General features: G+C 68.4%; 18 protein-coding genes. 11 read left to right on the plus strand and 7 right to left on the minus strand.

Annotated elements, in window-relative coordinates:
• Nucleotides 1–9: 9 nt before the first annotated feature.
• Nucleotides 10–1818 (minus strand): DUF885 domain-containing protein, encoded by a 1809-nt coding sequence (locus IQ458_RS05600; protein ID WP_203322171.1) that lies wholly within the window; start codon nucleotides 1816–1818, stop codon nucleotides 10–12.
• Between the two features lie 122 nt (nucleotides 1819–1940).
• Between IQ458_RS05600 and IQ458_RS05605 the strand changes: the two genes are divergently transcribed.
• The 4 genes from IQ458_RS05605 (at nucleotide 1941) to IQ458_RS05620 (ending at nucleotide 6600) form a co-directional block, all read left to right on the plus strand.
• Nucleotides 1941–2288 (plus strand): GFA family protein, encoded by a 348-nt coding sequence (locus IQ458_RS05605; RefSeq protein ID WP_141455997.1) that lies wholly within the window; start codon nucleotides 1941–1943, stop codon nucleotides 2286–2288.
• Between the two features lie 8 nt (nucleotides 2289–2296).
• On the plus strand, nucleotides 2297–3082 hold the full coding sequence (locus IQ458_RS05610) for a DUF4349 domain-containing protein (protein ID WP_203322172.1): 786 nt from the start codon (nucleotides 2297–2299) through the stop codon (nucleotides 3080–3082).
• Between the two features lie 43 nt (nucleotides 3083–3125).
• Nucleotides 3126–4010 carry a DUF2785 domain-containing protein gene (locus tag IQ458_RS05615; protein ID WP_203322173.1) on the plus strand — a complete coding sequence of 295 codons (885 nt, stop codon included), beginning with the start codon at nucleotides 3126–3128 and terminating at the stop codon, nucleotides 4008–4010.
• 178 nt (nucleotides 4011–4188) lie between these two features.
• A complete protein-coding gene (locus IQ458_RS05620; protein ID WP_203322174.1) occupies nucleotides 4189–6600 on the plus strand; it encodes a TonB-dependent receptor plug domain-containing protein in 2412 nt (803 codons plus the stop codon).
• A 21-nt stretch (nucleotides 6601–6621) separates the two neighbouring features.
• On the opposite strand, the gene IQ458_RS05625 is transcribed toward IQ458_RS05620, so the two are convergent.
• Complete coding sequence (locus IQ458_RS05625) at nucleotides 6622–7548, minus strand: LysR substrate-binding domain-containing protein (protein WP_183638404.1); 927 nt, start codon at nucleotides 7546–7548, stop codon at nucleotides 6622–6624.
• Between the two features lie 158 nt (nucleotides 7549–7706).
• Between IQ458_RS05625 and IQ458_RS05630 the strand changes: the two genes are divergently transcribed.
• The 3 genes from IQ458_RS05630 (at nucleotide 7707) to IQ458_RS05640 (ending at nucleotide 9620) form a co-directional block, all read left to right on the plus strand.
• Nucleotides 7707–8567 carry a DMT family transporter gene (locus IQ458_RS05630; RefSeq protein ID WP_183641137.1) on the plus strand — a complete coding sequence of 287 codons (861 nt, stop codon included), beginning with the start codon at nucleotides 7707–7709 and terminating at the stop codon, nucleotides 8565–8567.
• Nucleotides 8564–8806, plus strand: coding sequence for a cyclase (locus IQ458_RS05635; RefSeq protein WP_203322175.1), 243 nt, complete (start codon nucleotides 8564–8566; stop codon nucleotides 8804–8806). The genes IQ458_RS05630 and IQ458_RS05635 overlap by 4 nt, the downstream gene beginning before the upstream one ends.
• A 67-nt stretch (nucleotides 8807–8873) precedes the next feature.
• Nucleotides 8874–9620, plus strand: coding sequence for an SGNH/GDSL hydrolase family protein (locus IQ458_RS05640; protein WP_203322176.1), 747 nt, complete (start codon nucleotides 8874–8876; stop codon nucleotides 9618–9620).
• A gap of 87 nt (nucleotides 9621–9707) precedes the next feature.
• On the opposite strand, the gene IQ458_RS05645 is transcribed toward IQ458_RS05640, so the two are convergent.
• The 4 genes from IQ458_RS05645 to IQ458_RS05660 all read right to left on the minus strand — a co-directional run bounded on the left by IQ458_RS05645 (nucleotide 9708) and on the right by IQ458_RS05660 (nucleotide 12902).
• The gene (locus IQ458_RS05645; RefSeq protein ID WP_203322177.1) at nucleotides 9708–11114 is read right to left on the minus strand and encodes a DUF2867 domain-containing protein; all 1407 of its coding nucleotides are present in this window, start codon (nucleotides 11112–11114) and stop codon (nucleotides 9708–9710) included.
• Nucleotides 11115–11150: 36 nt separating this feature from the next.
• Entirely contained in the window at nucleotides 11151–11465 is a 315-nt protein-coding gene (locus tag IQ458_RS05650) for a metalloregulator ArsR/SmtB family transcription factor (protein WP_183638387.1), read from the minus strand.
• A gap of 183 nt (nucleotides 11466–11648) precedes the next feature.
• Entirely contained in the window at nucleotides 11649–12563 is a 915-nt protein-coding gene (locus IQ458_RS05655) for a peptidylprolyl isomerase (RefSeq protein ID WP_192199304.1), read from the minus strand.
• Between the two features lie 66 nt (nucleotides 12564–12629).
• Nucleotides 12630–12902 (minus strand): metal/formaldehyde-sensitive transcriptional repressor, encoded by a 273-nt coding sequence (locus tag IQ458_RS05660; RefSeq protein ID WP_183638380.1) that lies wholly within the window; start codon nucleotides 12900–12902, stop codon nucleotides 12630–12632.
• 63 nt (nucleotides 12903–12965) lie between these two features.
• Here IQ458_RS05660 and dmeF point away from each other — a divergent pair, with 63 nt between their 5' ends.
• The 4 genes from dmeF to IQ458_RS05680 all read left to right on the plus strand — a co-directional run bounded on the left by dmeF (nucleotide 12966) and on the right by IQ458_RS05680 (nucleotide 15850).
• Entirely contained in the window at nucleotides 12966–13985 is a 1020-nt protein-coding gene (gene dmeF / locus IQ458_RS05665; protein WP_183638377.1) for a CDF family Co(II)/Ni(II) efflux transporter DmeF, read from the plus strand.
• 130 nt (nucleotides 13986–14115) lie between these two features.
• Nucleotides 14116–14433 (plus strand): hypothetical protein, encoded by a 318-nt coding sequence (locus IQ458_RS05670; protein WP_192199306.1) that lies wholly within the window; start codon nucleotides 14116–14118, stop codon nucleotides 14431–14433.
• Between the two features lie 146 nt (nucleotides 14434–14579).
• Nucleotides 14580–14942 carry a PadR family transcriptional regulator gene (locus IQ458_RS05675; protein WP_183638373.1) on the plus strand — a complete coding sequence of 121 codons (363 nt, stop codon included), beginning with the start codon at nucleotides 14580–14582 and terminating at the stop codon, nucleotides 14940–14942.
• Complete coding sequence (locus IQ458_RS05680) at nucleotides 14939–15850, plus strand: sensor domain-containing protein (RefSeq protein ID WP_203322178.1); 912 nt, start codon at nucleotides 14939–14941, stop codon at nucleotides 15848–15850. Before IQ458_RS05675 ends, IQ458_RS05680 begins: the two co-directional genes overlap by 4 nt.
• Before the next feature lie 82 nt (nucleotides 15851–15932).
• Here the strand turns inward: IQ458_RS05680 and IQ458_RS05685 are convergent, their stop codons facing one another.
• Entirely contained in the window at nucleotides 15933–18077 is a 2145-nt protein-coding gene (locus IQ458_RS05685; RefSeq protein ID WP_203322179.1) for a prolyl oligopeptidase family serine peptidase, read from the minus strand.
• Between the last annotated feature and the right edge of the window lie 27 nt (nucleotides 18078–18104).

Raw genomic sequence — 18104 nt, forward strand, 5'->3', positions numbered from 1 at the left:
CGCCATCGATCACTGGATCGGTTCGTCCAGCATCAGTTCGCGCACGAAACGCACCGGCGGTGCGCCGTAGGACAGCACCTGGTCGTGGTAGGCCTTGGCGTTGAACTTGTCGCCGAGCTTGGCTTCCATCGCCTTGCGCAGATCGAAATGCTCCTGCGCGCCGACGAAATAGGTCGGCAGCTGCGCCGAGCTGAGCTGCGCACGGGTCCACTTGCCGGCGGCCTCGCGTTCCTGCTGGAAAGTCTGCCGGACCATCAGGTCCATCGCCTGTTCGCGGCTCCAGCCGTCCACGTGCACGCCCTGATCGAGGATGGCGTTGCCAATGGTGCGCAGGTAGAACTTCAGCTGCACCAGCCGGAACAGCGGATCGTTGTCCAGGTAACCGGCGTCGGCCATCATCCGCTCGGTGTAGACCGCCCAGCCTTCGGCGAACAGGCCCGAACGCAGCACCGCGCGCAGGGTCGAGGGGAACTTGGCCGAATGCCAGCCTTCCAGATAGTGCCCCGGCGTGCCTTCGTGGATGCTCAGCAGGTGGATCATCCGGCTGTTGTATTCGCGCAGGAACGAGTCGACCTGCGCCTGGCTCCAGTCTTCCGGAATCGGCGAGATCGCGTAGAAGGTCTTGAGGTTCTTGTCCAACGGACCCGGCGAATCGCAGTACGCCACCGCCACGCCACGCTGGAATTCCGGCATCGGGATGATATCGACCGGCGCGTCCGGCAGGGTCACCAGATCCTTGGCGCGGACGAAGTCGGTGGCCGACTTCAGCGCGGCCTCGGCATCGGGCACGACCTTGTCGCGTGCCGGGCGCTCGGCATAGGCCAGTTCCAGCGCCGCCTCGATGGCCTTCTGCTGCTGCTCGTCGCTGGGCGAGGCCGGCAGCGCGGGCGCACCCGGCTTGTCCTTCAGCACCTGCTGCGCGATCGCGTACATCTCGCCACGCACACGCTTGAGCTCACCCTCGGCGCGCTGCTTGATCTCCGCGCGCGACAGCGAGGAGAGCAGGGCGAACTTGAGCTTCTGGTCGTAAATCTTCTCGCCGACCCGGAAATCGCCCTTGGCGTTGGGCACCAGGGTCTTGTCCAGCCATTGCTGGTGTTCCTCCACTGCCTTCTTCAGGGTCCCGGTGGCCGCGGCCAGTCGCTGCTGCTCGGCTTCCGGCAGTTCCTTCGCGTGCGGGGTGATGAAGCTGTCGACGATGCTGAGGATGCCGGCGTTCTGCTTGGCGACCGTCTCGGCGTGGATCTTCGGCACCCGCGCCGGATCCAGGTTGGCGCGGGCCTGCGCCAGCAGGGTCGGGATTTTCTCCATGCGGTCGATCGCCGACTTCAGGCGATCCGGCAGCGGCGCGAACTCGCGCGCCATCAGGTTGTACAGGGCGCCACCGGCCAGGCCGCTGTAGACCTGCGGATCCCAGGCCCAGGACTGCAGGGTCTCGTTGCCCCAGGCGTCGTATTCCAGCTGGTTGCGCAGGATCGCCGCGTCCACCTGGTTCTCGCGGGACAGCTTCGAAACATCCATCGCGCCCAGTTCGGCCAGCATCTTGCGGCTGAACTCCAGGCTCTTCTTCCGGCCTTCGGCGCTCAGGTCGTCGATCTCGCTGTCGTAGCGGTGTTCGCCAATCTGGGTGGCGCTGACCGGCGACAGTTGCAGCCAGCCTTCGAGCGCTCGCTTGGACAGGTCGGCGAAACGCGCGTCGGCCTGCGCGTCAGCCGCGGCGGCCGTGGCCGCGGGGGCATCGCCGGGGGCGGGTGCATCGGTCTTCTGGCAGGCGGCCAGGCTGGTCAGGAGGGCAAGGGCAAGCAGGCTGTGGCGCATCGACATTCTCGCGGCAGTGCACAAAGGACGGGGCCGACACCTTAGCCGCTGGGCCGCCCCGCCGCATCTGCCATTCGATTACCCTTGTGGCTCCGATGCCCACCAGCAGGAGCAAACGAAAGATGAAACACCAGGGAAGTTGCCATTGCGGCCGCATCGCGTTCGAGGTGGAAGGCGACATCGCCGAGGTCTACGACTGCAATTGTTCGATGTGCCGCCGCCGCGGCGGGCTGCTGTGGTTCGGACCGCGGTCCGCGTTCCAGCTGACCCGCGGGGAAGGCGACGTGGGCACCTACACCTTCAACAAGCACGCCATCCAGCACCGCTTCTGCCCGAACTGCGGCATCGCCGTCTACGGCGAGGGTGACAACCCGAAGAGCGGGCCGATGATCGCCATCAACGTGCGCTGCCTGCCCGATGTGGAGCTAGCGACGCTGAAAGTGGTGCCGATCGACGGCGCGAGCTTCTGAGGACGCCCATGATCACCGGCAAACCTGTCCTGCGCGTGGGCGCGGGAGCAATGCTGGCGCTGCTGCTTGCGGCCGGATGCGCGCGCCACGAAAGTGGCGCCGCCGCCGCGCCGGCATCCGCCGTGCGCAATTCCGACGGCGCGATGCTGGCGTACGAACACGACGTGGAAATCCTGCTGGAGGAGAAGGCGATTCCCGACCGCCTCAAGGCCAGCCAGCAGGCCTGCGGCAGCGGCAAGTTCGGCCAATGCAGCGTGCTGGAGGTCAGCCAGCAGGGAGGCGACCATCCGCGCGCCAGCCTGACCGTGCGCATCGTTCCGGAGGGCGTGGAGCCTTTCATCGCGCAGGCGGCGAAGGGCGCAGACATCGGCAGCCGCAATACCCGGGCGGAGGATCTGGCGCGGGCGGTCGGCGACAACCACCTGCTGCAGGACCGGCTTGGCCGCGAGCGCGAGCGCCTGCTCGAATTCCAGCAGCGCCGCGATCTGGCGGTGGCCGACATGATCGCGTTGTCGCAGCAGTTGGCCCAGGTCGAGGCGCAGTTGCAGGCGGCGCAGCAGGAAGGCGCGCAGCATCGCCATCGCATCGACACCCAGCGCGTGACCCTCGGACTCGTCCCGCCCGGCGGGCAGAGCGGGCGCGGCGAGATCCGCCAGGCGCTGCGCGATTTCACCGCTACCCTGTCCACCGGCACCGCGTGGACGATCCGGGCGGTGGCGTTCCTGATCCCGGTCGGGCTGGTGCTGTGGGTGCTGATCAGCCTGGTGCGGCGCTGGCGGCGCAGGAAAGCCTGATCGGAGCCTCGCTTCGCCTTTCATCTTTCACGGAGAACCGGACATGTGGCATCGCATCGCGTTGACGGCAGCATTCCTCTTGTCCACGCCGGCCTGGGCCGGCTGCCCGCCGGAAGGCACGGACGCGGCGTCGCTTCGGCTGCTGAAAGAGCAGAAGTTCGCGATGGAGGACGCGGCCGCGCGCGATGCGCTGGCGATCGGGCTGGTCGATTGCCTGTCCGATCCCGATCCCGAAGTCCGCGACGGCATCGCCTACGAGGCGATCACGACGTGGTTGCGCGGCGACCAGTTGGCCGAACCGGTGCGCCGGCAACTGCTGGAGCGGCTGTACGCGCAACTGGATGGCAAGGATCCCGAAGGCTTCACCCATCCGTTCGCGGCGCTGATGCTGTCCGAGGTCGCGCGCACGGATCGCCTGCAACCCTGGTTGAGCGCGGACGAGCGCGCCGACATGGTCAAGCGCGCGACCCGCTACCTGGCCTCGGTGAACGACTATCGCGGATTCGACGCGAAGGAAGGCTGGCGCCATGGCGTGGCGCACGGCGCCGACTGGCTGCTGCAACTGGCGTCCAACGATCAGGTCAATCGCGATCAGGTCGAACAGATCCTGGCGGCGCTCACCTTGCAGATCGTGCCCGAGCAACCGCATGCCTACGTGTTCGGCGAACCCGGGCGGTTGGCCCGGCCGGTGATCTTCATCGCCCGTCGTGGCGTACTGAGCGATGCGGAATGGCAGGCCTGGTTCACCGGCCTGCCGCAGCGCCTGGGCAATCAGGAGCAGGCGTATCGCGACGTCGCCTGGCTGGCGCGCCGGCATGATCTGATCGCCTTCCTCGGCAGTTTTTACCTGGAAGCGGATCAGTCCGCCGATGCGAAGGTGCAGGCGCTCAAGCCGGCAGTGGTGGCGGGGATCAAGGCGGTGCCGTGAAGGCGGCGTGAGTTCGCCAAGCCGGTCGCGATCAGGTTGTGAGGTACGCCGCGCCGGTGCGGTAGCGCGGGTTACGTTCTCGCGTGGAAACGGTTTTGTCTCTGGTCGCTCATGCGGACCCGGGCGTAGATTCGGGCAGGCGCGCAACGCGCTTCCATACGCCAACCGGGGATCGCCTATGCAACGGAACCGTCTGTCCTTCTTCGTGCGTTGTTCCCTGGTGTTGATGGCGGCCACGCAGGGCGTCGCCGCACAGGACGCCACCACGCAGCAGCAGGCGCAGCCGGACGCCGGACAGACGGAAGCGACCACCCTGGATCAGGTCACCGTGCTCGGCTCGCGCCGGGTGGTGCGCAGTTCGGATACGCAGTCGCCGGTGCCGGTGGACGTGATCCCGATGGCGCAGGCGGCAGAGCAGGGCGCCCAGTTCGACCTCGCCCAGACCCTGCAATACACCGCACCCTCGCTGATTTCCACGCGCCAGACCGGCGCCGACGGCGCCGACCTGATCGACGGCGCCGCATTGCGCGGGCTGGGTTCGGATCAGACCCTTGTGCTGGTCAACGGCAAGCGCCGGCACACGGTGTCGCTGGTGAACATCTACGGCGCGCGCGATCGCGGCAACACCGGCACCGACCTGAACTCTTTGCCGATGCTGGCCATCGACCGGGTCGAGGTGCTGCGCGACGGCGCGGCCGCCCAGTATGGTTCCGACGCGATTGCCGGGGTGATGAACATCGCCCTGAAGCGTCGTCCCGGTTGCGAGGCGATCGCCGGCTGGGGCCAATACTCGCGTGGCGACGGCGAGAACTGGATCGCTTCGGCCTACTGCGGCCTGGCCCTGTCCAACGGCGGCCACTTCGCGGTGACCGGCGAATGGCAGGACCGGGATCGCTCCAACCGCGCCACCGCCGAGAATCCGCTGCGCATCATCGGCGACAGCCAGGTCAAGAACAAAACCCTCTACCTCAACGGCGATCTTCCGCTGACCGAATCCGCCGAGTTCTACTTCACCGCCGGCATGCAGGATCGCGATGCGTCATCGGCGGCGTTCGCGCGCGAGGGCATCGGTTCGGAGGACATTCCCTCGCGCAATTCGGCGGCGATGTATCCGGACGGCTTCGTGCCCTTCATCAACGGCGATCTGCAGGATCGCTACAGCATCGCCGGCCTGCGCGGCGACATCGGCCAGTGGCATTGGGATGTCTCGCACACCTACGGTTACAACGAACTGCGCTACACCATCGACCATACCCTCAACGCGTCCATCGCCAACCAGGATCTTCTCAATGGCGGCGCCGGCATCAGCCCCAGCCGCTTCGACGCCGGCGGTTTCTCGTTCAAGCAGAAGACCATCAACGCGGACGTGTCGCGCTACTTCGACAACGTGTTGCACGGCCTCAACCTGGCCTTCGGCGCCGAGCACCGGCGCGAGGACTACCGTATCCGCGCGGGCGAACCGGGTTCCTATCTCGACGTGGACGGCGCGGGCGAGGGCGGCAATCCGGGCAGCCAGGGTTTTCCGGGATTCCAGCCGGGCGACGTGACCGACAAGCATCGCGACAGCTGGGCCGCGTACGCCGACGTGGAAATCGACTTCACCGAGCGCTTGATGCTCGGCCTGGCCGCGCGCTACGAGGACTACAGCGATTTCGGCAACACCCTCAACGGCAAGCTGGCGATGGCTTTCCGGATGAGCGACGCGTTCCTGTTGCGCGGCTCGGTGAGCACCGGCTTCCGTGCGCCCTCGCTGCAACAGAAATATTTCTCCTCCACCATCACCGATTTCATCAGCGGCGAACCGGTGGACGTGGTGATCGCGCCCAATGGCGGTGCGCTCGCCAACCTGGCCGGGATTCCCGCGCTGAAGGAGGAAACCTCGCGCGGCGGCACCCTGGGCTTCACCTGGTCGCCGACCGCGGCGGTCTCGATGACCCTGGATGCCTACCGCATCGAGATCGACGACCGGGTGGTGCTGAGCGGCGAGTTCGACACCAGCGATCCGGTCATCGGCGCGGCGCTGGAGGCGCTGGACGTGGGCCTGGCGCGCTTCTTCTTCAATTCGGTGGACACCCGCACCACCGGCGTGGATCTGACCCTGTCGTGGGAGGCGCAGGCGGGCGCGGGCAAGCTCAGCACCTACCTGGCCGCCAACTACAGCAAGACCGAGGTGACCCAGGTGCATACGCCGCCGGCGCTCGCCGGTCGGGAGGAGGTGTTGCTGTCGCCGCGGGATCGCCTGTTCGTGGAAAACGGCGCGCCGCGCAACAAGGCGGTGCTCGGATTCGACTACGCGCTGGATCGCTGGGACTTCGGCATGAAGATCATCCACTTCGGCTCGCAGACGCTGGGCACGTTCTCCGGCCCGCCGGTGCCGGACCAGCATTACAAGGCCAAGACCTCGGCGGACCTGAGCATCACCTACAGCTTCACCGACAACGCCAAGTTGACCCTTGGCGGCGCCAACGTGTTCGACGTGTTTCCGACCCGGCAGGATCCCAACGAGACCGACAACGGCCACATCTACGAGAGCGTGCAGTTCGGTCTGAACGGCGCGTCCTATTTCGCGCGCTTCTGGTATCGCTTCTGAGCCGGAACGGGCGGGTGGATTTCAGCGTCCCAGCAAATCCGCCGGAATCGGCGGCAACGGCGTGCGCTCGTCCTCGGCCTCGGCCTTCAGCCAGTCGATGAAGGCCAGCGCGGCCGGACGCGGCGCCTTGTGCGAGGGATGCACCACGTAATAGGCGAAGCGCGCCTTCAACGACGGGCCGGGCAGGCGGATGAGTTCGTAGCGTTGCAGGTAAGGCTGCGCGATGACCCTGCGCGCCAGCGCCGCGCCCACGCCGTAGACGCTGGCGCGCATCACGTCGGTGCTGTCGCTGAAACTGTGCATCTCCGGCAGTCGCAGGCCGCGCACGCCGGCCGCGCGGAACCAGTCGCGCCAACCCTGCAGGGCCAGATCGGTGACCAGCGGCAGGCGGGCGATGTCGCGCGGCGTCCTCACCGCCTCGACACCGGGCAGGCCCGGCGAGGCGACCGGGAACAGTTCGTCGTCCATCAGGTGCTGCGCGGTCAGACCCTGCCACTGGCCCGGACCGTGGCGGATGCCCAGGTCGGGGCCGCCCTCGTCGAAGCGGGTGAGCGCGGTGCCGGTGTCCAGTTGCAGGCGGATATGCGGATGCAGGGCGGTGAAGCGCGGCAGCCGCGGCACCAGCCAGCAATAGGCCAGCGAGTGCAGGGTGGTCACCCGCAGCACCGAAACACCGTCCGCATGGCGCAGGTTGGCCGCGACTCCCTCGATGTCGGTCAGCGCGGCGGTGGCCGCGTCCGCCAGTTGCCGGCCCTCCTGGGTCAGCTTGACCCCGCGCGCGTGGCGCTGGAACAGGGCCACGCCCAGCAATGATTCCAGTTTGCGGATGTGGTGGCTGACCGCGCTGGCGGTCAGGTGCAGTTCCTCCGCGGCATGGGCGAAATTCTGGTGCCGGGCGGCGGCGGCGAACACGCCCAGGGCGGGCAGCAGGGCGGGGCGCAGATTCATGGGGAGACATTAACCAGATTTGTGGCTCGCCCGCATAATATGCGCTTGTGGGCCTTGTGGCGCGCGCCAGAATGGCCGAGACACAAAACAGGTGAACGGCGATGGCGGGCAACGGCGCGGTGGCGGATGCGGGCAAGGCGGATTCGCTGGGAGGCGGGATGACACGTGACTGGCGAACCCCAATCGAACTGCTGGTCCTGGGCGCCATCTGGGGCAGCTCGTTCCTGTTCATGCGCATCGCGGCCGAGCCCTTCGGCGCGTTCGCGCTGGTGGATATCCGGCTGACCCTGGGCGCGCTGGTGCTGCTGCCGTTCCTGTGGCGCGACCGCGCGGTGTTCACCCGCGCGATGTGGCCGAAGCTGGCGATCATCGGGCTGATCAACTCGGCCATCCCGTTCCTGCTGTTCGCCTGGGCCGCGCAGCGTTCGCCGGCCGCCATCGGTGCGATCTGCAACGCGATGACGGTGCTGTTCGCCGCGCTGATCGGCTTCCTGTTCTTCGGCGAAAAGATCGGTACCCGCCGTGCCATCGCGCTGCTGGTCGGCTTTGGCGGCGTGGTGCTGCTGGCGACCAGCAAGGCCGGCGGCATCAGCGTCGGCATGGCGGTGGTCGCAGGCTCGACCGCGGCGCTGCTGTACGGCGTGGGCGTCAACCTGGTCCGCCGTCACCTGGGCGGCATTCCGCCAGCGGCCGCGGCCGCGGCCACACTGGGTTGCTCGGCGCTGCTGCTGGCGCCGTTCGCCGCCACCCACTGGCCGACGAACGCCATCTCGCCGCTGGCCTGGGGCAGCGCGATCGCGATTGGCGTGCTCTGCACCGGCTATGCCTTCCTGCTGTACTACCGCCTGATCCAGCGCATCGGCGCCGCCCGCGCGGCGACCGTGACCTACCTGGTGCCGCTGTTCGGCGCGGCCTTCGCCTGGCTGTTCCTGGGCGAGCCGGTGACCCCGGCGATGCTGGCCGCCGGCCTGCTGATCCTGGGCAGCGTCGCCTTCAGCCAGCGGGCGCCGAAGCCATGAACGACATCGCGGCGGCCGCGCAGAAGCGGGTGGTGTTCGATTTCGAGATCGACTTCAGCAATGGCGGTGGCCTGCAAGGGCAGGACTTCCGCCTGGATTTGCACGGCGACGACATCGAAGACGCCGCGCTGGCCGACTACATCGTGCGCGACCTGCGCCTGCTGATGGTCGGCGCGGTGCGCATCCGCAACAAGCGCATCATCCGGGAAGCGCACAAACGGACCGAAGGCGACGCCTGAACCCTGGCCTGACCGTTTCGCTCGCGCCGACGTACACTGCTGGCGGATTCGGTTTCCGGGACATGCGATGAAACGTTGGCTGGCAGGGGGATGGACGGTGCTCGCGCTCGCTTCGCTGGCGCAGGTGCCGGCGAACGCGCAGGACGGGAAGGAAACGAGCGCGCGGGCGGCCGCTTCACCGGCCGTGGCGCCAAGCGCGCCCTTGAACCCGGAACAGGTCGCCTCGGTTCCGCTCAGGCAGGCGCTGACCGACTGGCCGCAACTGGCGCGCTACCGCGAGGACAACGCGGCGCTGCCGCCACCGGCACCCGGCGAACAGCGCGTGGTGTTCTACGGCGACTCGATCACCGATGGCTGGGGACGCGTGGACGGCACCGTGTTCTTTCCCGGCAAGCCCTACGTCAATCGCGGCATCTCCGGGCAGACCACCGCGCAGATGCTGGTGCGGTTCCGCCAGGATGTAATCGCCCTGAAGCCGGCCGTCGTCGTCATCCTCGCCGGCACCAACGACATCGCCGGCAACACCGGCCCGGCCACGCTGGACATGATCGAGGACAACCTGCGCTCGATGGCCGAACTGGCGCGCGCCAACGGCATCCGCGTCGTGCTGGCCTCGGTGCTGCCGGTCAGCGACTATCCGTGGCAACCGGGCCTGCATCCGGCCGGCAAGGTCCGCGATCTCAACGCCTGGATGCGTGGCTACGCGCGCGACACCGGCGCGGTCTACCTCGACTATCACGGCGCGATGAGCAATGCCGAAGGTGGACTGGACGCCCGCCTGGCGGCGGACGGCGTGCATCCGACTCTTCTGTGAGTTCAGGCGGCTCCAGCTAGAGCGACAGCAGATTTTTCTGAACTCAGATACGCGGGAAACCCGATGTTTGATTACGGCACCCAAAGGTCAGGCAAACAGACCGTCGCTGGCGACCAGCACTTCACTGCGCTCGGCCGCCTTTTCCACCGCCGCGCGCAGCATCGCCGGCGCCACGTAGGTGCGGTGCACGCGGTCAATCAGGGCCAGGTAGACGTGGCCGAACGGGTTGCTGCAACGGACGCGGGTGCCGAGGCTGATGTCGATGCGATCGTCGGACACGATCCGCACACCCACGCAGGAGCGGAATACCAGATGGCGATCGTCCGCGCCCAGCACCACTTCGGCGAGGCGGTCGCCCTGTATCACCTGCTGCGCCAGCACCGGGAAGCGATCCAGGAACAACCGATCACGCTGCGGCGACAGCAGCGATGACACCGGGCAGCCCAGCGGCGAGGTGCGCAGCCGCAGCGGCCTGACCAGCACGTTGCGCAGTGTCATCAGCGCGCTGACGCCCGCGGGCCGATGCTGCAGGAAACCGTCCAGCACGTCGGCCAGCACCCGCGACGCGCGCAGGCCCATGAATCCCTCTCCACGCACGCTCAGCACGAAGGTGTCCTGATGGTGGAATTCACCCGCGAGTTCCTCGCGCAGCAGCGAGTGCGGGAGAGGTTCCGCCAGCGCGCTCACGCGCGGACCGCGTCCGGCGATGTAGCCGCGCGCATGCCGCCAGCGGGATATCGCGCCGCGCAGGTTGCCCAGCACACCACGCACCCGCGCGCACAGGCGTTGCCGGGAACTGCCGGGCGCGGCGTCGAAGGCCAGCGCGACGGTGGGAATGGCGGCGGCGTCCGGCATGTCTTCCAGCAACGCAAGCACCGCATCCGGCAGCAGCTCTGTCAGCGAAGCGAGGTTGGCGTCGCCGCTGAGCACGCGATCGCGTTCGGCCTGCGGCAAGGGACCACCCAGTTCGTCGGTGTGGCAGGACAGCGCGAAGAACACCGGGTGGGTGGAACCGGCGTGCGGCGCGGCGAACTGATGCCAGGCGCCGTCGCCGAAGCGGACGGTGAACAGGCTGTCCGGCGGCAGCCGCACATGGTGCAGCGCGTCGATGAAGCTGTGCGGATCGGCGGCGATCTGCGCGTCGGAGGCGGTGGAGAAGCGCAGCAGCGCGCCCGCGCTGCCGGTGACCGCGGTGAAAACCCGGTGGCCGGCGTGGCGGTGGAAGGGATGGCCCTGCGGACCCACCGCGAAGGTATAGAGCGCGGTGGCGTCGCCCTTGTCGAAATCGGTACCGGCCAGCTTGGTCGAGGGTTCGTCGAGTTCGTCGATGAAATGGGGATGGGCGCGCTGGCGCGCGGTGGCTTCGGCATACATGCGGTCACCGGCGCCGTGACCGAGCTGCGCGATCAGGAACACCTCCACCGGAAGTCCTCCCGTGCGCGAGCGGATGCGCGCATGGGGAAAGGTGGCGACCGGTTCGGTGGTGCTGGCCATGGTGTGGAATCCTGTCGTGCTGCGGGCGAGGGGAACTCAGCGGGCCTTGGCGGTGCGCCGGCGCGCTTCGCGTTTTAGCGGCCCGGCGGTGGGGCAGATCTCGAAGGCGAAGCCGGTGAGGGTATTGACCAGGCTGTCCGGCACCAGCCGGTAGAACACGTACTGGCCTCGCCGCTCGCTGCTGACCAGCCCGGCGTTCTCGAGTACCGACAGATGCCGCGAGATGGCCGGGGCGCTCATCTCGAAGCGCTCGGCAATCTCGCCGGCGGTCAGTTCCTGCGCGGACAGGTAGGCGAGGATTTCCCGGCGGGGGCGGGAAGCCAGCGCTTCGAAGATGCGGTCGACGGCCATGTAATGATTTAACCAATTAACGTATTGGTTAAATATCGGGCGCGCCCACCGGCATTGTCAAGCCCGCTCCCGGCCGTTGGTCGGAATGCAGGCGCGGCGGTGCTCCCTCCCTGAAATGCAAACCCCCTCTCCGGGAGGGAGAGGGGCCGTCGGCCGGCGGCGCGAGCCGGCGCCGGAGAAACGTCAGCCCTGCTTCGGTGCGCGCACCGGCAGCGGCACGTTGCACAGGTCGATGTGGCCGGCCGGCCGCACGTACCAGGCATCGCGGCGGTTGCGGCGCGCCTCGGTGGCGTCGGCGAAGGTCTTCGAATCGGTGCGCAGCAGCTGCAGCGCGGTGCGCTCGGCTTCCGGCACGTCGCTGGCGAGGCGGATCGCCTTGATCGGCGTGTAGTCGGCGGGCTTGTCGTACATGCCCATCGGATCCGGGCCGCGCTTGATCACGCTCAGCAGTTCCATCCCCTTCACCACCCGGCCGACCACGGTGATGTTGCGGTCCAACTGGCGCGGCGACTGGCCGATCACCACGTACAGTTCGGTGGCGTTGCTGCTGTCCGGCGCGGTGTCGCGGCCGGCGCCGAGGGTGCCGTAGCAATGCGCCATCCAGGCCTGGCCGGTGGCCGGATCGCGTCCGGCCTGGAAGCCGTCGACGAAACCGACCTGCGGCGCCCAGCCGTCGGCGTCGGGCAGGCGATCGAAGCGCAGCCCTTCGGCCTTGCGCTCGAACTCCGCCGGCAGCTTGGCCTTGGCGCTGCCGATCGACTTGCGCTTGGCTTCGTCCTCGGTCGGATCACCGAACTGCACCACCCAGTTGTCCTGCGAGCGGTAGATGTTGAGGCCGTTCCAGAAGCCCTCGTGCGCCAGCGTGCGGATGTTGCCGACATGCTCGGGCGCGAATGCCGGCGCCAGCTCGATGATCACCCGGCCGCTTTCCAGCTCCATGTACAGCGTGTTGGCCGGATCCAGGGTCCGCCAGTCGCCGGCCGGCGACGCGTCGAGGATTTCCTGGGCGCTGCGGTACTTGGCCGGTTCGGCGGCCGACAGCGGCAGGGCGGCGGCCAGCGCCACGGCGGAGGCCAGCAGGGTGGTGCGCAGGGACATGGGCGATGCGTTCCGGTGATGGGATGGCCGGATTCTACGCACAGTCGGCGCTTCGTCGCGCGCGGCCTACTTGAAGTAGCTGCGCAGCATGCCGGCCAGGGCCTCGGCTTCGGCCTGCCGGGTGCCGGCGTCGTCTTCGGCGACGAGGTGCTCGTGCAGGTGATCGTCGAGCAGGGCCAGCATCAGCGATTGCGCCGCGCCGCGCACGGCGGCCGCCTGGGTCAATACCGCGAGGCAGTCGGTGCTTTCGGCGATGGCCTTGTCGAGCGCTTCCACCTGCCCCTTGAGGCGACGGACGCGGGTCTGCAGGCGGCTGCGATCACGGCTGATATGCGACATGGAACGAATATACCCCCGGGGGGTATAGAATGCGAGTGCTTCCCTCGTCCCCATTCCGCCACCATGACCCTGTCAGCCGCCGCCGCCGCCCGTCGCCACGAACACGTCTTCGATGAAGGCAACCCGCTGGCCGAACGCAACACCCGCCGCGCGGTGCTGTTGACCGCGGCGATGATGGTGGTGGAGATCGCCGGCGGCTGGTACTTCAACTCGATGGCGCTGCTGGCCGATGGCTGGCACATGAGTTCGCACGCGCTGGCGCTGGGACTGTCGGTGTTCGCCTACCGGTTCGCGCGCCGCCATGCGCAGGACCACCGCTTCGCGTTCGGCACCTGGAAGGTTGAAGTGCTGGGGGGCTACACCAGTGCGATCCTGCTGCTCGGCGTGGCCGCGCTGATGGCGATCCAGTCGGTCGAACGCCTGATCCATCCGGTGGCGATCCATTACCGCGAGGCCATCGTCATCGCGGTCGTCGGCCTGGGCGTGAACCTGCTCTGCGCCTGGTGGCTGAAAGACGGACACGCGCACCACCACCACGGGCATGCTCATGCGCACGATCACGGGGATCACCATCACGGTCACGCTGGACATCACCACGCAGCGCGCGCGCATGACGGGCACTCCCATGGCCACCACGTGCATCCCGGCCATCACGATCTGAATCTGCGCGCCGCCTACCTGCACGTCGTCGCCGATGCCGCCACCTCGGTGCTGGCGATCGTCGCGCTGGCGGCGGGCTGGATCTGGGGCGCGCGCTGGATGGATTCGGTGATGGGACTGATCGGATCGGCGCTGGTGCTGAGCTGGGCCTGGGGCCTGCTGCGCGCGAGTGGGCGGGTGCTGCTGGACGCGGAGATGGATGCGCCGGTGGTGGAGGAGATCCGCGAGGTGATCGCGGCCGAACCCGATACCGAAATCACCGACCTGCATGTCTGGCGGGTTGGCCGGGACAAGTACGCCTGCGAGGTGGCGCTGGTCGCCGCGCGGCCGCATTCGCCGGATCACTACCGGCGTGCGTTGCAGGTGCACGAGGAACTGGTCCACGTCACCGTCGAGGTGCATGAGGCGCATCCGCCGGGTTGAGGGAGGCGGGGCACGCCGGCGCCAGGTATTCCCCTGATCGCGCGTCTCAACCGGCGCGACCGCGCTGCGGACAATCGGCCTCCACGCGACGACGGGGACATGGCCGATGCAGGATCGATGGGATTGGAGTGTGGCGCGGGCCTACGCGCCGACGGCGGCGGCGCTGGCCGCCGCGTTCGTGGCTTCGCTGGCGGTATCGCAGGCGCGGGCGCAACCCGTGTCGGCCGCCACGCCGGCCGGCTGGGACTGGACGCCCTATGCGCTGTTCGTCCTGGCCGGGGCGCTGGGGCTCTGGACGACCGCCCGCCTGTGGAGGACGCGGCGGACCGCCGATCTGCTGTGCCGCTGTGGCGGGCTGCTGGGCCCGGAGCGCCCGGGACGCGGCGGGGAACTGCGCTGCGTCTGCCGCGCCTGCGGCCGGAGCTGGCGGCGCCGCGGCCGCGTTTGAACGACGTCATCACCGCTGCCGGCCACGCGGATGCTTGCTGGCCGGGTGGTGAGGCCGGTCATCCGGCCCAGTGACTAATAGCACATTCGCTATAGTCAACTTCGCAATAGCATCGTCTCCACGCTAGTCCCCCGGAGACCGCCAAGGTGGAAGCCGATACCTACCTGAAGAAGTTCCAGAAGGAGCTGAGCGCCGGTACGGTGTCGCTCGCCCTGCTGGCCGTGCTGGCCCAGGCCGGCGAACCGATGTACGGCTACCTGATCGCCAAGCAGCTCGAACGCGTCGGCGACGGTGTGCTCAGCGGCAAGCAGAGCGCGCTGTATCCGGTGCTGCGCAACCTGGAGGGCGCCGGCCTGCTCGACAGCTTCGTCGAGCCTTCCATCGCCGGTCCGCCGCGACGCTACTACCGCATCACCGAGGCAGGGCGGGAGACCCTGCAGACCTGGGCGGCCGCCTGGCGCGCCACCCGTGATTCCGTCGATTCCGTCCTGTCGGGGATAACCGCATGAACACCACCACCACGCCGCGTCTTCCCACTTCCATCCCCGAATACCTGGAGCAGTTGCGGGCCGCGCTGGCCGGCGCGGATCCGGCGCTGATCCAGGACGCCCTGTACGACGCCGAGGAGTACCTGCGTTCGGAACTGGCCGAGCAAGCCGGCAAGAGCGAGGCCGAGGTGATCGCCTCGGTGGCCGGCAGCTACGGCGCACCCGAGGAGGTCGCCGACATCTATCGCGAGACCGAAGTGACGGTGACCCGCGCGCTCAAGCCGCCGGCGCCGCCGAAGCGCCGCTCGGCGATTGGACGCTTCTTCGGCGTGGCGGCGGATCCGCGCACCTATGGCGCGCTGTTCTACATGCTGCTGTCGCTGGCGACCGGCGTCTTCTACTTCACCTGGGTGGTCACCGGTGCCAGCCTGTCGGTCGGCCTGCTGATCCTGATCATCGGCATCCCGCTGCTGATGCTGTTCCTGGCCTCGGTGCGGGTGCTGTCACTGGTGGAGGGCCGCATCGTCGAAGCGCTGCTGGGCGAACGCATGCCGCGCCGACCGCTGTACACCCAGCGCGACAAGCCCTGGCTGACCCGGATCAAGGAGATGTTCACCGACGGCGGCACCTGGACGGCGATGCTGTACTTCCTGCTGATGCAACCGCTGGGCGTGCTGTACTTCAGCGTGGCGGTGACCCTGCTGAGCCTGTCGCTGGGCCTGGCCGCCGCGCCGCTGGCGCTACTGCTGCCGCACGCCGGCATCTGGTTCGACGACTGGAGCCTGGCCTACGACGCGCCCTGGCTGCTGCCCTTCGTCTGCGCGTCCGGCGTGCTGCTGCTGTTCGCCACCCTGCATCTGGCGCGCGGCGTGGGCAAGGTGCACGGCTGGCTCGCCAAGCAGTTGCTGGTGCGCACGCCGGTGGTGTGAGCCCACCCGGTTCCTGCCGCAAATGCAGAAAGGGGCCCGCATCGCGCGGGCCCTTTTTTTCGGTCGAATGCGGCGCGCGCTGTCAGTTCGCGGGCATCAGCCGGTCAATCAGGAAACTCATCCGCAGCGCCATCAGTTCCGGATTGCGCAGGGCATCGCTGACCCCATGTCCACCTTCCTCGTCCTCGTAGAAGTAGGTGGTGGCGCCGGCATCGGCCAGCCGGTGGGCGAGCTTGCGCGCATGGCCGGGACCGACCCGGTTGTCCTCGGTCGAGATGGTGACCAGGAACGGCGGATAGCGCGTGCCCGGGCGGACATTCTGGTACGGCGAATACTTGAGCATCGCGGCGAGCTGTTCCGGCACGTCGGGGTTGCCGTACTCGTTCATCCATGCCGCACCCATGCCCATGTGGCGCATCCGCACCAGATCGGTCAGCGGCACGTCGCTGACCACCGCCGCGAACAGGTCCGGCCGCTGCGTGCCCAGCGTCGCGGTGAGCAGGCCGCCGTTGGACATGCCGAAGATGCCGATCCGGTCCGGCGCGGTGAAGCCGCTGCGGATCAGGTGCTCGGTGACGGCGATGAAATCGTCGTACGAGTTCTGCCGCTTCTCGCGGATCGCGGCGGTGTGCCAGGCCGCGCCGCGCTCGCCGCCACCGCGCATCGCCGGAATCGCCAGCGAACCGCCGCGTTCCAGCCACAGTTTCAGGGCCGGACCACCGACGATGGCGTCGAAGTAACCCGGACGCACCGAGATGCCGAAGGCGCCGTAGCCGGTCATCAGCAGCGGCTGGGGGCCGGGCTTGGGATGGCGCGGTTTCAGCAGGAAATAGTCGACCGAGGTGCCGTCGCGCGAGGTGGCCGAACCGATTTCGGTGGTGAAACCGGCGCCGTCCATCAGCACCGGATCCTGGGCCAGCAGGCGCCGCGGCTCATCGTCGCGCAGCAGGTACTGGCTGCGGGGGGTGACGAAACCGGCGACCGAGATTGCCAGTTCGCGGCGGTCACGCTCGTCCGCGCGCAGGCTCACGGTGTCGCCGGCCGCCACGTCCAATACCTTGCGGGTGGTCCAGCGGCCATCGCCGTCGTCGTCGCGCGCGGCGACCACGCGCTGGCGCAAGTGCTGGTTGATGATCAGGAACACTTCGTCGCGCGTGGCCGCCAGCCCGCCGAAGCCGGCATCGACAAACTCGTCCGCCGCCGGCACGTATACCGCCGACACGCGCTTGCCTTCCGGCGTGGCGGGATCCGCGTCATAGGCGATCACGGTTTCGGCGCGATACGGCTGGCCCTCGATGGTCGCGTCCTTGGCCAGTTGGACCACGATGTGGCGCGCGGAGGTCGCCAGCACGCCGAACGGCTTGATCGCCTGCGGCAGCGGCAACGTGCGGGACGCGCCGCTGGCATCGACCAGGCTGACTTCGAAGGTCGAATAGTCGATCGCGCGGGTCAGTACGGCCTGCACGCGGTCGGTTCCGACGGTGGTGGCCTGCACGATCGCATCGCCCGGCTGGCCCTGGAACGCCGGCTTCACGTCCGCCAGCGCCTGGCCGCGCTTCCACAGGCCGAACGCGGCCGGCCAGCCGGCCAGCGATTTCGGCTGATCGCCCAGCGTGTGGCCGACCAGCACTTGATCCGCGCTCATCCACTCGGCGAACGCGCGCGACTTGCCGACCCGGAAGCCGCCATCGACGAAGCGCGCGGTGGCGAGATCGAATTCGCGGATTTCCACCTCGTCGCCACCACCGGGCGAGAGCCGCAGCAGGCAGCGCGCGTACTCCGGCGCCAGGCAACTGGAGCCGAAGCTGTAGACCTGCAGTTCGAACGGAATGCCTTCGCGCTTGCGCAACTCGGCCACGTCCAGCACGATCTTCCACTCGCCGGCCACGCCTTGCGCGTCGCGTGCGGCGGTCTGCAGCAGGCCATAGGGATGCGCGGCGTCGCGATACAGGCGCACCGCGCGTTCGCCCAGCAGGTACTGGTCCGGTTCGGCCGGCGCCTGCGCCAGCGCCGAGCCGAGTTCGCGGCTGACGGTGGCATGCGAGGGTAGCGCGCCCAGGCGCGCGCGCGCCTGGGCGGTGGCCTGGCGGGCCCAGGCCAAGGCCTGGGCCCCGTGCGGATCTTCCAGCCATTGCAGCGCGTCGGCATCGGCGGCGCGGGATGCCGCGGGCAGGCAAAGCGCGAGGCCCAGCGCGAGCGCGGGCAGCATTCGTTGCGTGAACGTCATGGGATCGGATCTCCGGTGAGCGAGTGT

Source organism: Pseudoxanthomonas beigongshangi (genome assembly GCF_016820515.1).
Lineage (GTDB): Bacteria > Pseudomonadota > Gammaproteobacteria > Xanthomonadales > Xanthomonadaceae > Pseudoxanthomonas_A > Pseudoxanthomonas_A beigongshangi.

Excerpts from the sequence above, each read along its gene's own strand:
- IQ458_RS05650 (WP_183638387.1), bottom strand. The coding sequence starts at position 11,465 with ATGGCCGTCGACCGCATCTTCGAAGCGCTGGCTTCCCGCCCCCGCCGG.
- IQ458_RS05660 (WP_183638380.1), bottom strand. The coding sequence starts at position 12,902 with ATGTCGCATATCAGCCGTGATCGCAGCCGCCTGCAGACCCGCGTCCGT.
- dmeF (WP_183638377.1), top strand. The coding sequence starts at position 12,966 with ATGACCCTGTCAGCCGCCGCCGCCGCCCGTCGCCACGAACACGTCTTC.
- IQ458_RS05615 (WP_203322173.1), top strand. The coding sequence starts at position 3,126 with ATGTGGCATCGCATCGCGTTGACGGCAGCATTCCTCTTGTCCACGCCG.
- IQ458_RS05645 (WP_203322177.1), bottom strand. The coding sequence starts at position 11,114 with ATGGCCAGCACCACCGAACCGGTCGCCACCTTTCCCCATGCGCGCATC.
- IQ458_RS05655 (WP_192199304.1), bottom strand. The coding sequence starts at position 12,563 with ATGTCCCTGCGCACCACCCTGCTGGCCTCCGCCGTGGCGCTGGCCGCC.
- IQ458_RS05605 (WP_141455997.1), top strand. The coding sequence starts at position 1,941 with ATGAAACACCAGGGAAGTTGCCATTGCGGCCGCATCGCGTTCGAGGTG.
- IQ458_RS05620 (WP_203322174.1), top strand. The coding sequence starts at position 4,189 with ATGCAACGGAACCGTCTGTCCTTCTTCGTGCGTTGTTCCCTGGTGTTG.
- IQ458_RS05600 (WP_203322171.1), bottom strand. The coding sequence starts at position 1,818 with ATGCGCCACAGCCTGCTTGCCCTTGCCCTCCTGACCAGCCTGGCCGCC.
- IQ458_RS05635 (WP_203322175.1), top strand. The coding sequence starts at position 8,564 with ATGAACGACATCGCGGCGGCCGCGCAGAAGCGGGTGGTGTTCGATTTC.
- IQ458_RS05630 (WP_183641137.1), top strand. The coding sequence starts at position 7,707 with ATGACACGTGACTGGCGAACCCCAATCGAACTGCTGGTCCTGGGCGCC.
- IQ458_RS05680 (WP_203322178.1), top strand. The coding sequence starts at position 14,939 with ATGAACACCACCACCACGCCGCGTCTTCCCACTTCCATCCCCGAATAC.
- IQ458_RS05610 (WP_203322172.1), top strand. The coding sequence starts at position 2,297 with ATGATCACCGGCAAACCTGTCCTGCGCGTGGGCGCGGGAGCAATGCTG.
- IQ458_RS05685 (WP_203322179.1), bottom strand. The coding sequence starts at position 18,077 with ATGACGTTCACGCAACGAATGCTGCCCGCGCTCGCGCTGGGCCTCGCG.
- IQ458_RS05625 (WP_183638404.1), bottom strand. The coding sequence starts at position 7,548 with ATGAATCTGCGCCCCGCCCTGCTGCCCGCCCTGGGCGTGTTCGCCGCC.
- IQ458_RS05640 (WP_203322176.1), top strand. The coding sequence starts at position 8,874 with ATGAAACGTTGGCTGGCAGGGGGATGGACGGTGCTCGCGCTCGCTTCG.